This is a genomic window from Pseudonocardia sp., from assembly GCF_025965585.1.
Taxonomy (GTDB): Bacteria; Actinomycetota; Actinomycetes; order Mycobacteriales; family Pseudonocardiaceae; genus Pseudonocardia.
Map to the genome: position 1 here is coordinate 1 of NZ_JAOPWR010000179.1, position 11,699 is coordinate 11,699.

General features: G+C 73.0%; 11 protein-coding genes and 1 pseudogene. 10 read left to right on the plus strand and 2 right to left on the minus strand.

Translation table 11 applies throughout. The annotated features are described in order from the left end of the window. The 9 genes and pseudogenes from JWR81_RS11425 to JWR81_RS11465 all read left to right on the plus strand — a co-directional run. Positions 1 to 498: pseudogene (locus tag JWR81_RS11425) on the plus strand (steroid 3-ketoacyl-CoA thiolase); the annotation flags it as partial. Beyond that, positions 498 to 1,709 (plus strand): acetyl-CoA hydrolase/transferase C-terminal domain-containing protein, encoded by a 1,212-nt coding sequence (locus tag JWR81_RS11430; protein WP_297650337.1) that lies wholly within the window; start codon positions 498 to 500, stop codon positions 1,707 to 1,709. The pseudogene JWR81_RS11425 and the gene JWR81_RS11430, both read left to right, overlap by 1 nt. Next, entirely contained in the window at positions 1,706 to 2,461 is a 756-nt protein-coding gene (locus tag JWR81_RS11435) for an SDR family NAD(P)-dependent oxidoreductase (protein ID WP_297650339.1), read from the plus strand. The genes JWR81_RS11430 and JWR81_RS11435 overlap by 4 nt, the downstream gene beginning before the upstream one ends. Positions 2,462 to 2,463: 2 nt before the next feature. Continuing rightward, on the plus strand, positions 2,464 to 3,243 hold the full coding sequence (locus tag JWR81_RS11440) for an enoyl-CoA hydratase-related protein (RefSeq protein ID WP_297650341.1): 780 nt from the start codon (positions 2,464 to 2,466) through the stop codon (positions 3,241 to 3,243). 31 nt (positions 3,244 to 3,274) lie between these two features. Further along, a complete protein-coding gene (locus tag JWR81_RS11445; RefSeq protein WP_297650343.1) occupies positions 3,275 to 4,354 on the plus strand; it encodes an LLM class flavin-dependent oxidoreductase in 1,080 nt (359 codons plus the stop codon). Between the two features lie 11 nt (positions 4,355 to 4,365). Further along, positions 4,366 to 5,178, plus strand: coding sequence for an enoyl-CoA hydratase-related protein (locus tag JWR81_RS11450; protein ID WP_297650345.1), 813 nt, complete (start codon positions 4,366 to 4,368; stop codon positions 5,176 to 5,178). 3 nt (positions 5,179 to 5,181) lie between these two features. Continuing rightward, complete coding sequence (locus tag JWR81_RS11455) at positions 5,182 to 5,979, plus strand: enoyl-CoA hydratase-related protein (protein ID WP_297650347.1); 798 nt, start codon at positions 5,182 to 5,184, stop codon at positions 5,977 to 5,979. A 3-nt stretch (positions 5,980 to 5,982) separates the two neighbouring features. Beyond that, entirely contained in the window at positions 5,983 to 6,906 is a 924-nt protein-coding gene (locus JWR81_RS11460) for a hypothetical protein (RefSeq protein WP_297650349.1), read from the plus strand. After that, positions 6,903 to 7,904, plus strand: a complete 1,002-nt coding sequence (locus JWR81_RS11465; protein WP_297650352.1) for a phosphotransferase family protein — start codon at positions 6,903 to 6,905, stop codon at positions 7,902 to 7,904. Before JWR81_RS11460 ends, JWR81_RS11465 begins: the two co-directional genes overlap by 4 nt. A gap of 142 nt (positions 7,905 to 8,046) precedes the next feature. On the opposite strand, the gene JWR81_RS11470 is transcribed toward JWR81_RS11465, so the two are convergent. After that, positions 8,047 to 8,934 (minus strand): SDR family oxidoreductase, encoded by an 888-nt coding sequence (locus tag JWR81_RS11470; RefSeq protein WP_297650354.1) that lies wholly within the window; start codon positions 8,932 to 8,934, stop codon positions 8,047 to 8,049. A 1-nt stretch (position 8,935) separates the two neighbouring features. Next, positions 8,936 to 9,736, minus strand: a complete 801-nt coding sequence (locus JWR81_RS11475; RefSeq protein ID WP_297650355.1) for an enoyl-CoA hydratase-related protein — start codon at positions 9,734 to 9,736, stop codon at positions 8,936 to 8,938. A 192-nt stretch (positions 9,737 to 9,928) separates the two neighbouring features. Here JWR81_RS11475 and JWR81_RS11480 point away from each other — a divergent pair, with 192 nt between their 5' ends. Next, positions 9,929 to 11,590 (plus strand): AMP-binding protein, encoded by a 1,662-nt coding sequence (locus JWR81_RS11480; protein ID WP_297650357.1) that lies wholly within the window; start codon positions 9,929 to 9,931, stop codon positions 11,588 to 11,590. Positions 11,591 to 11,699: the final 109 nt, after the last annotated feature.

Below are 11,699 nucleotides of genomic sequence, written 5' to 3' on the forward strand. Positions count from 1 at the left end.
GGTCTGCGCACGGCGTTCCGGACGGAGAACGGCCGGATCACCGCCGGCACGTCGTCCCCGATCTCCGACGGCGCCGCGGGCGTCCTGCTCGCCTCCCGCGCCGCCGTCGAGCAGCACGGGCTGCGAGCCCGCGCACGGATCCTCGACCAGACCACGGTCGGCGTCGATCCGGTGATCATGCTGACCGGTCCGATACCGGCCACCCACAAGCTGCTGGAGCGCAACGGCCTGGCGATCTCCGACATCGACCTGTTCGAGGTCAACGAGGCCTTCAGCTCCGTCGTCCTGGCCTGGGAGCGGGAGCTGAAACCGGACCCGGACCGCGTGAACGTCAACGGCGGGGCGATCGCCCAGGGCCACCCGGTCGGGGCCACCGGCGCCCGCCTGATCGCGACGATCGTGGCCGAGATGGAGCGCCGCGACGTCGAGCTCGGGCTCGTCACCATGTGCTGCGGCGGTGGTCTCGGCACCGGGACCCTGGTGCAGCGGGTCGCCTGATGATCGATCTGACCGGGCACGTCCGTGCGGGCGACGGGGTCTGGTGGAGCCAGGCCGGTGCCGAGGCGACCCCGCTGGTCGACGCGTTGCTCGACCAGGTCGGGGAGATCGGCCCGGTGCGGGGGTTCTGCGGGCTCAGCCTCAACCGCAGGCTCGGCCGGGAGCTCCCGGCTGGGCTGGTGATGACGTCGTACGGAGCGATGGGTGAGCTGCGGCGTGCTCCCGGCCTGGAGATCGTCCCGGCCCACTACTCGGCGCTGCCGCGGCTGTTCGCCGAGCGGCTGCTGCCCGGCGACGTCGGCCTCGTCCAGGTCGCGCCTCCCGGCCCCGACGGCCTGTGCTCCCTCGGGATCGGCGCCGACTACGCCGCGGACGCGGTCCTGCACTCCCGCGTCCTGGTCGCCGAGATCAACCACCGGATGCCGGCGACCCGCGGAACCCCCGGAATCCCGCTCGACCGCTTCGCCGCGGTGGTCGAGACCGACCGCCCGCTGCCCGAGGCCCCGGACCGTTCCCCCGACGAGATCGACGCGGCCATCTCCACCCACGTCGCGGGCCTGGTCGAGGACGGCGACACGATCCAGGTGGGCGTCGGCTCACTCCCCGCTGCGGTGCTGGACGGCCTGTCCGGGCACCGGGACCTGGGCTTCCACTCCGGGATGATGACCGACGGCGTCCTGCGGCTCGTCGACAAGGGAGTGATCACCGGGCGCCGCAAGGAGATCGACGAGGGTCTGGTCGTCACCGGCACCGCCATCGGCAGCGCCGACCTGTACGCCCGGCTCGGCGAGATGCCCGTCGAGTTCCGGCCCGCCAGCTACACCCACAGCGCGCGGGTGCTCGCCCGGCTCGGTCGCCTGGTCTCGATCAACTCCGCTCTGGAGGTCGACCTGACCGGACAGGTGGGCGCCGAGGTCGCGCGCGGGCGCTACCTCGGAGGCGTCGGCGGCCAGGCCGACTTCTCCGGAGCGGCCGCCCGCACCGGTGCGCGCTCGATCATCGCCCTGCGCTCCCTGGCCGGCGGGGAGTCGACCATCGTGGCCGCTCTGCGGGGCGCGACGGTGACAACCGCCCGCGCCGACGTGGACGTCGTCGTCACCGAGCACGGCGTCGCGCATCTGCGGGGCTGCCCCCTCTCCACACGAGCCGCACGCCTCGCGGCGATCGCGGCCCCGCAGCACCGGGAAGCACTCCTGAGAGGACAGACATGAGCGGTAGAACGGCATTCGTCACGGGTGGCGCCCAGGGCATCGGCCAGGGCATCTCCACCACACTCGGGGCCCAGGGCTTCAAGGTCGCCGTCGTCGACCTCAACCTCGACACCGCGCAGGCCACCGCGAAGTCGATCAGCGCGGCCGGCGGCACCGCGCTGGCCGTGCAGGCCGACGTCACGGACACCGCCTCCGTGCAGTCGGCGGTCAAGACCGTCACCGCCGAGTTCGGGCCCGTCGAGGTCGCGGTGAACAACGCCGGCTGGGACGACTTCATGAACTTCGTCGACACCACCGAGGACTTCTGGGACCGGGTCCTGGACATCAACTTCAAGGGGATGCTGCGCGTCTCGCACGCGGTGGTGCCCGGGATGATGGAGCGCGGCTGGGGCCGGGTGATCAACATCGGGTCCGACGCCGGGCGCGTCGGCTCGTCGCTGGAGGCCGTCTACTCCGGGGCCAAGGGGGGCATCATCGCGTTCACCAAGACCCTCGCCCGCGAGGTGGCCTCCAAGGGCGTCACGGCCAACACCGTGTGCCCGGGTCCGACCGACACCCCGATGCTGCGCGCGTTCGCGGAGAAGTCCGGCGACGGGGCGAAGGTGCTGGCGGGCATGACCCGCGGCGTGCCGATGCGCCGGCTGGCGGAGCCCGCCGACATCGCCGCCGCCGTCGCGTTCTTCGCCTCCGACGCCACCGGCTACATCACAGGCCAGACGCTGTCCGTCAGCGGCGGTCTGACGATGGCGTGACGATGACCGACACCACGCCCGTGACCTGGGAGGACGCCCCCGACGGCGTCCTCGTCGTGACGCTGGACCGCCGGCCCGCCAACGCACTGGGTCTCCCGATCATCGACGGGCTGACCGCCGTGCTCGACGAGGCCGACCGGCGGCCGGACGTCCGCACGATCGTGATCGCCTCGGCGGTGCCGGGGTTCTTCGCCGCCGGCGCCGACATCAAGCACATGGCCTCGATCGACGCGGCTGGGTTCGCCGCCTACGGGACCCGGTTGCGCGGAACGCTGGACCGGCTCGCCGGCTCCGGGCGCATCACGATCGCCGCTGTCGAGGGACGGGCGCTGGGTGGCGGCATGGAGCTCGCGATGGCGTGCACGCTGCGCGTGGCCGGTGCGGGAGCGAGGTTCGGGCTGCCGGAGGTCAAGCTGGGTCTGGTCCCGGGTGCCGGTGGCACCCAGCGCCTGCCGCGGCTCGTCGGACGCGGGCGGGCTCTGGAGATCATGCTCACGGCGCGGGAGGTGCCGGCCGCGGAGGCCGCGGCCATCGGGCTCGTCGACCGCGTGACGGCGGCCGGCGACGCTCTGGACGGCGCGCTGGCCCTGGCCGCGGATCTGGCGTCGCTGTCCCGCCCGGCGCTGGGCGCCGTGATCCGGTCCGTCGACGCCGCGTTCGACCTCCCGCTCGACGAGGGGGCTCGCTTCGAGGCCGCGCAGGTCGAGGAGCTCTTCGCGCACGGCGAGGGGCGCGAGGGCATCACCGCGTTCCTGGAGAAGCGCGCCCCGAAGTTCGACTGACACGAGGTTCGGCGGTGACCCCGAGATGCACATGACCGAGGGAGCGAGCGCGACGATGCGACTCGACGGGTACGGGCTGACGATCTTCAGCGCGGGCCGCGGGACCGAGCGCTTCCGCCGGGCGGCGGAGATCGCCGCCCTCGCGGAGGACGCCGGGTTCGGCGCGGTGTGGACCGGGGAGCTCTACAACCGTTCCGCCACCGTCCCCATGACCATGCTCGCCGCGGGGACGTCACGCGTCCGGATCGGGTCGAACATCGCCTACGGGGCCGGGCGGTCGCCGCTGATCTGGGCCGCGGAGGCTCGGGACCTCGACGAGCTGTCCGAGGGCCGGGTGGTCCTGGGGCTCGGCAACGGCACCCGTGGAATGCTCGAGAACTGGCTCTCCGTCAGCGGGGACGCGCCGGCCGCGCGGATGGAGGAGCTCATCGAGGTCCTGCGGAAGCTGTGGCGGCTGCACGAGGGGCCCGTCCACCACGACGGTCGGTTCTACCGCGTCCATCTGGCCCCGACCGCGGAGACGCCGGCGCCGTTCCAGGAGCGGCTCCCGATCTGGACGGCCGGGGTGAACGCCGGCATGGTCCGCGTCGCGGGGAAGGTGGCCGACGGACTGGTCGCGCACCCGATGACGACCACCGCCTACCTGGACGAGGTGATCCGGCCCGAGCTGGCGCGCGGCGCCGAGGCGGCGGGGCGGAGCCTGGACGGGTTCGTGGTGAAGGGCATCCGGATGTGCGCGGTGGACGACGACGAGGAGGCGGCTCGTCGGCGTCTGGCGTTCGCGATCGCGCAGTACGTGCCGGCGCGGACCTACGACCGGCTGATGGCGCTGCACGGCTGGGGTGCCGCGCAGGACCGGATCCGGGTGGCCGCGAAGGAGCGCGACGGCGCGGCGATGGCCCGCGCGGTGCCCGACGACATGATCGACGCCATCGGGGTCGCCTGCAGGCCCGCCGAGCTCGCGTGCCGGGTGGCCGAGCACAAGGCGGACGTCGACCACCTGAACCTGGCCGCGCCCGTCTGGGGGCTCTCGCCCGAGGACGCGGAGCACGCGACCCGGCAGCTCCTCCACGCCATGACCCTGCCCGCCCCCCAGCCCGCGCTTCCCTGAGAGGACCTCCGATGCGCCACACCATCCCAGCACTCGAGACGCTGAGGCTGGACCGCCCGCGCGACGGGGTCGTCGTGCTCACCCTCGACCGGCCGGACCGGTTCAACGCGATGACCGACCTCATGTTCCGCGAGCTCGAGGCGGTGGCGCTGGCGCTGGACCAGGAGGACGCGCTGCGCGTGCTGATCCTGACCGGCGAGGGCCGCGCGTTCTGCGCCGGCTACGACCTCGCGAACGCCGAGAAGCTCACCTCGCTGGGCGCGATGGGCATGCTCGACCTGCAGGAGCGGGCTGCGCGCGGGCTGGCGACGATCCGGTCGATCCGCGTGCCCGTCATCGCGGCGGTGAACGGGGCCGCCGCCGGTGGCGGGCTGTCGCTCGCCCTGGCCGCGGACATCCGCCTCGCCTCCCCGGCGGCGAAGTTCAACGCGGCGTTCGTGAAGATCGGCCTCTCGGCGGGTGATCTCGGGGCGTCCTGGCTGCTCACCCGCCTGATAGGGCCGGCCGCCACGGCCGAGTTCGCCTACACCGGCCGGATGATGGACGCCGCCGAGGCCGAGCGCGCAGGGCTGGTCAACCGGGTCGTGCCCGCCGAGGAGCTGATGCCGGCGGCGCTGGAGATGGCCGGGCTGATCTGCGCGAACTCGCCGGGCGGCGTGCAGCTGTCCAAGCGGGCGTTGCAGGCGAACATGGAGGTCACCTCCTATGCGGCGGCGTGTGAGCTGGAGAACCGCGGCCAGGCCCTGCTGACCCGCGGCGAGGACATGCCGGAGGCGCTCGACGCGTTCCGGTCCCGCCGCGCGCCGCAGTTCACGGGGCGGTGACCGATGCTCCCCGAGCTGGACACCCTCGGCCTCGACCTGCGCGACGACGGCGTCGCCGTGCTGACCATGAACCGGCCCGACCGGGCCAACTCCCAGACCGTGACGATGTTCGACGAGTACGCCACGGCGGCGTTCGCCCTGCGCGACTCCGGCGCCCGCGCGCTGGTCGTGCGCGGGGCGGGGGAGAAGGCGTTCTGTGCGGGCTTCGACCTCGCCGAGATCGACGTGATCACCAAGATGGGGGTGCGGGAGTTCCTGGCCTTCCAGGAGCTGGCCGCCGGCGGCATCGCGGCGCTGCGCGGCCTGCCGTTCCCGGTGATCGCCGCCATCCACGGCCCGGCGGCGGGCGGGGGGATGTCGCTCGCGCTCGCCGCCGACATCCGGCTGGCCGCGCCCAGCGCCAAGTTCGCGTGCTCGTTCGTCAAGGTGGGGCTCTCGGCCGGCGAGCTGGGCACGTCCTGGACGCTGCCCCGCCTCGTCGGGCCCGGGCGCGCCGCGGAGATCGCGTTCACCGGGCGGGTCGTCGGTGCCGCGGAGGCGGAGCGGATCGGGCTGGTCAACCGCGTCGTGGCCGATCCCGTCGCGGAGGCGTTCGCCCTCGCCATGGCGATCTCGGCGAACTCGCCGGGCGGGGTCCGGATGTCGAAGCGGGCGCTGCAGCGCAACCTCGAGGTCGCGTCCTACGCCGCGGCGTGCGAGCTGGAGAACCGGGGCCAGGCGCTGCTGACCAGGGGCGAGGACATGCCCGAGGCTCTCGCGGCCTTCCGCGAGGGCCGCTCCGCGAACTTCACCGGGAGGTAGGAAGTGTTCGGTCCGAAGGACGACCTGCGCCACTGGCCCGCTCCGGGCGGACGGATGCGCGACTCCCTGTTCTGGGAGATGATCATGCCGGACGAGCGGCTCGGCCTGCAGATCTACCTCTACCTGACCGACCGCGGCCGCGTCGGCTACAACGTGTGCGTATGGGGGGCGGAGAAGGACCCCCTCGTGCTCGACCTGGGCGGAGGCACGGTCGGCGCCGACATGGACCTCGACGACTTCACGTTCGAGGGTCTGACCGTCAAGCAGCCCGAGCTGCGCCGCACCGCCGAGGTGGCCTACCACAGCGAGAACGTGCGGCTGGAGTACTCGTTCGAGGCGGTCCACGACGCGTTCAGCTACCACGACAACCCTGACGGCCTGCCGTCCTGGTTCGCGGCGAACCGGCTGGAGCAGTCGGGCCGGGTGAACGGCTTCCTGGAGGTGGCCGGCCGAGGCGGGTCGACACGCCGGATCGAGTGGGACCGGCGGATGGGCCACCGGGACCACTCCTGGGGCACCCGGGACTGGGCTCTCCCGCACCACTGGAAGTGGTTCGTGGCCTACACCGACTCCGGCCGCGCGGTGAACGGCTGGATCTGGATCGCCCGCGGCGAGTGGGGTTTCGCCGGCTGCGTGGTGCGAGACGGCCGGACCGTGGGCGTCTCGCACATCGAGCACACGGCCGGATACGACGACGACATGACCCAGCGCAGGCTCGACGCCGTGCTCGTCGACGTCGAGGGCGGCCGCACCCACGTCGTCCTCGACCGGTACGGCCTGATCAAGCTCCCGTCGAACGTCAAGGCGGGCACGGAGATCTGGGAGTCGGCCTGCGACGCGACGATCGACGGCGAGCCCGGCGCGGGGCAGTGGGAGACGCACTGGCCCACGGCGTACCTGGAGCACCTGATCGAGAGCGGCCGATGACCGGGGAGTGGTCCGGGCCGGAGCTGAAGGCGCTCGAAGGGTTCCTGCGCGATCGCGACCTGTGCGCGGGGCCGCTGACCGCCACGCGGATCGGTGACGGCCACTCCAACCTCACCGACCTCGTCTCCGACGGCGCCACGCGCCTGATCGTGCGGCGCCCGCCGCCCCCTCCGATCCCGCCCGGCGCGCACGACGTGCTGCGCGAGGCCCGGCTCGTCGCGGCGCTCGCCGGCACCGGGGTACCCGTGCCGGCGGTGCTCGCGACCGCGCAGGCCGGCGAGGTGGTCGAGAGCCCGCTCGCCGTGACGAGCTTCGTGGCCGGCCCGGTCGTCACGACCGTGACGCCGCCCGCGCTGGCGTCCGCCCGCCGCGCCGTCGGGGAGTCGCTGGTGGACACCCTCGCCGCGCTGCACGCCGTCGACCGGCATGCGGCCGGCCTGGCCGATCTGGGCCGTCCGGAGGGGTTCAACCTGCGCCACCTGCGGCGGATGCGCCGCCTGGTCGCCGACGAGGCGGGCGTGCTGCCCGCGGAGTTCCGCCCGGTCGACACCTGGCTGGAGGAGCACGCCCCGTCCGAGTCCGGCGCCGCGATCGTCCACAACGACTACCGGTTGGGCAACGTCATCCTCGGCGCGGAGCCACCGGGACGCGTGGCCGCCGTGCTGGACTGGGAGCTCGCGACACTCGGCGACCCGCTGTTCGACGTCGGTTACTTCCTGGCCTCGTACCCGGAGCCGGGGGAGCCGCTGACGCCCACGGGTGCGCTGGGGGCGGCGGTCCTGGAGGAGGGCTGGCCGAACCGCGCCGAGCTGGCGGCCCGCTACGCCGCCGCGACGGGCCGCGACCTCTCCGGCCTCGCCTGGTACACCACGCTGGCGCTGTGGAAGCTCGCCGTGCTGTTCGCCTACAGCCGCCGCCGTGGCGTGGACCCGTACTACGACGATCCCGCGCTGGTGGCGTCCTTCCTCGACGCAGCGCACCGCTCCGCGGGGTCCTGAGCCGACGACCGCGTTCACCGGCCCGCTGCTCGACCGCGGCCGCCGCTCGGTCGCGGTCGACCCCGAGCACCCGGACGGCGCCGAGGTCGTGCTGGCGAGCACGACAACGGGTGTGCGGTGCGGACGAACCCGGCCTGGGCGGTCAGGCGCGCTGGGACCTGGTGGCCGCGGTGGCGGCCTTGCTCTTCTCGCGGATCGCGGTCCAGTCGTCCGCCGTGAGCGACGTCAGAGCGGCGAACGTGCCGGGGCCGGCGAGCATCTGGCCGCCGTCCATCGCGATCGTCTGGCCGGTGAGATAGGGGCAGGCGTCGGACAGCAGGAACATCGTCAGGTTGGCCAGCTCCTCGACGGTGCCGGTGCGGCCCATCGGGATCTGGTCGGCCTGGGTGGCGCCCACCGAGCTCTTGTGCGTCGGGTTGAGCATCTCCCAGGCGTACTCGGTCGGGATCGGTCCCGGAGCCAGCGCGTTCAGACGGATCCCGTGCCGCGCCCACTCGACGGCCAGCGACATCGTCATCGCGTGCACCGCGGCCTTCCCCATGGCCGACGGCACGACGAACGCGGACCCCGTCCACACCCATGTCGTCAGCGTCGACAGCACGGATCCCGGGAGGCCCTCGGCGATCCAGCGACGGCCGGCTGCGTGGGTGGTGTGGAACGACCCCTTCATGACCGTCGAGGAGACGGCGTCGAAGGCACGCGGGCTCAGCGACTCGGTCGGCGCGATGAAGTTCGCGGCCGCGTTGTTGACGACCCCCGTCAGGGGACCGTACCGGTCCCACAGCTCGCCCATCGCCGCGTCGACCCCGGCACCGTCCCGGACGTCGACGGTCTGGTGGTGCACCGTGCCGGGATGCTCCGCGGCGGCCTCCTCCAGCACCGCGGGGCGCCGCCCCCAGAGGTGGACCTGCGCGCCGTGCTCGACGAGGTGGCGCGCCACGCCCCGGCCGAGGCCGGTGCCGCCGCCGGTGATGAGGATGCGCTTGCCCGCCAGGAGATCGGGCGCATACGGGCTGCCGGTGCGGCTCATCTCAGTGGCTGCGGTAGCTCGCGAAGTCGGGCTTGCGCTTCTCGTTGAACGCGGTGATGCCCTCCTGCGCCTCGGCGGACTCACCGAACAGCTTCAGCGCGGAGTAGGCCATCTGCCCGATCGCGGCGAAGTGCTCGGTGTCGGTGTTGAACGACTGCTTGAGCACCTTGAGCGCGGTGGGGGAGAGCTGCATGATCTCGCCCGCCCAGGCCCGGACCTCGGCCTTCAGCTGGTCGGCGGGGACGACCTTGTTGACCAGTCCCCAGGCTTCGGCCTGCTGCGGTGAGTACTTGCGGCAGAGGAACCAGATCTCCCGGGCGCGCTTCTCGCCGATGGCGCGGGCCATGAGGCCGGTGCCGAAGCCGGCGTCGAAGGAGCCGACCCGGGGCCCGTTCTGGCCGAACACGGCGGTGTCGGCGGAGATGGTGAGGTCGCACAGCAGGTGCAGCACGTGGCCGCCGCCGATCGCGAAGCCGTTGACGGCCGCGATCACGGGCTTGGGGACGTCGCGGATCACGCGGTGCAGTGCGTCGACCTCGAACAGGCCGCTCTCCGACGGGCCGTAGTCCCCGGACTCCATGCGCTGCTTCTGGTCGCCGCCGGTGCAGAAGGCCTTGTCGCCGGCGCCGGTCAGGCAGATGGTGCCGACGGTGTCGTCGGCCCAGGCGAGCTTGAAGCCGAGGACGAGCTCGTCGACCGTGCGGGCGCGGAAGGCGTTGTAGCGGTCGGGCCGGTTGATGGTGATGGTGGCGAGGCCGTTCTCGACCTCGTAGGTGACGTCGGTGAACTCGTCGGTCTTCACTGCGCGGGCCCCGTCCTCGTTGTCGGCCGTTCGGTCTGACCGTACGACCTTATGACCAGAGATGGGGGCCAGGCAAGGCGGGACACTTGACGTTTTGGTCCGACCTTCATATTTTACGGCCAGAACGCGAGGACCACCTTTCCTGATCGCGGCGTCCGCCGTGGTCATGGCGCAGTGCTGCGGAGGCTGGCGATGGTCGCGATGGACACCACGTGGGAGCTGACCGCCGAGGGCCGCTTCGGGGCCACGTCGATCCAGGAGTTCCGAGCGCGCGGGTGGTGGCAGGGCGGCTCGGCCGCCGCGCTGCTGGACCGCTGGGCGGAGCAGCACCCGCAGCGGCGCTTCGTCTCCGACGGCACGGTGGAGCTCGACTACGCGACGGTGCGTGACCGTGCCTACCGGCTCGGCGAGCGGCTGCTGGACCTGGGCGTCCGCCCCGGCGACCGGGTAGCCGTCCAGCTGCCCAACTGGGCCGAGTTCGCCGTGTCCTACCTGGCGGTCGCGCGCATCGGCGCGGTGATGGTGCCGATCATGACGGTGTACCGGCACACCGAGGTGGCGCACGTGTTGAACAACTCCGGTGCGGTGGCCGCGGTGACCACGGGGGTCTTCCGGTCGTTCGACCACACCGAGATGTTCCGCGCGCTGCGCGCCGAGTGCCCCGAGCTGCGCTCGCTGCTGATCGCCCGCGGCGACACGCAGGAGGGCGAGCTGTCCTTCGACGAGGCGTGCGCCGGCGACACGGTGCCGGGCGCCGCCGTCCTCGGCCCGCACCCCGATCCCGACGCGCCGCACCTCATCGTCTACACCTCCGGCACCGAGTCCACGGCCAAGGGCTGCGTCCACACCTGGAACACCCTCGACTTCAGCGGCCGCGGCCTCGCGCACGACGTCTTCCGGATGACCCCCGACGATGTCATGTTCATGCCGTCCCCGGTCGCCCACGCCACCGGGCTGGTGGTCGGGCTGCTCGTGCCGCTCGCCGTCGGGGCCCAGACCCACCTGCTCGACGTCTGGGAGCCCTCGGAGGGTCTGCGACGCATCGCCGAGTACGGCTGCACGGCCACGGCCACTGCCACCCCGTTCGTGCGCATGGCCCTCGATGCGGCCCGCGGGGAGCACCCGGACGTCTCGTCGATGCGCTTCTGGCTCTGTGCGGGCGCGCCCATCCCGGAGTCGCTGGCGAAGGAGTTCGCCGGGCTCTTCGTCAACGGGCACCTGGTGCCGCTCTACGGCGCGTCCGAGGTCATGGCCGCCACCTGCTGCCACCTCGGGGACTCCCTGGAGCGGATGTCGAGCTCCGACGGCTCGCCCGCCCTCGACGGCGTGCAGATCACGATCATCGGCCCCGACGGCGGCGAGGCGGGACCCGGCGAGGAGGGCGAGATCTGCTACCGGGGGCCCGGCGCGATCCTCGGCTACTGGCGCGAGCCCGAGCGCAGCGCGGCGGTGATCGACGGCGAGGGCCGGCACCACATGGGCGATCTCGGCCGCGCCGACGCCGACGGCTACGTCCGCGTCACCGGCCGGCTCAAGGACATCATCATCCGCGGCGGCACCAACATCAGCGCCGGCGAGGTCGAGGGCCACCTCGTCACGCACCCGCAGGTCGTGGCCGCGGCGGTGGTGGCCTACCCCGACGAGCGGCTCGGCGAGCGGGCGGCCGCGATCGTCGTCCCGGCGGACGGGGCGAGGCCGACGCTGGAGGACCTGACGTCCTACCTGCGCACGGAGCGGCGGATCGCCCCGTACAAGCTGCCCGAGCGGCTGGTGCTCGTCGACGCGCTGCCGATGACGGCCACCGGCAAGGTGCAGAAGTTCCGGCTCCGGGACCTCGCCCGCGGCGGGGCCTGATGGAGTTCGGGCAGGACTCGTAGCGCCACCCGCCGAAGCGCTCCGTGCCCGGCGAGGGCGGCGCGTTCGGTGTCGTCGAACGGGAGCCAGGTGCTGCGTTCGCCGTCGA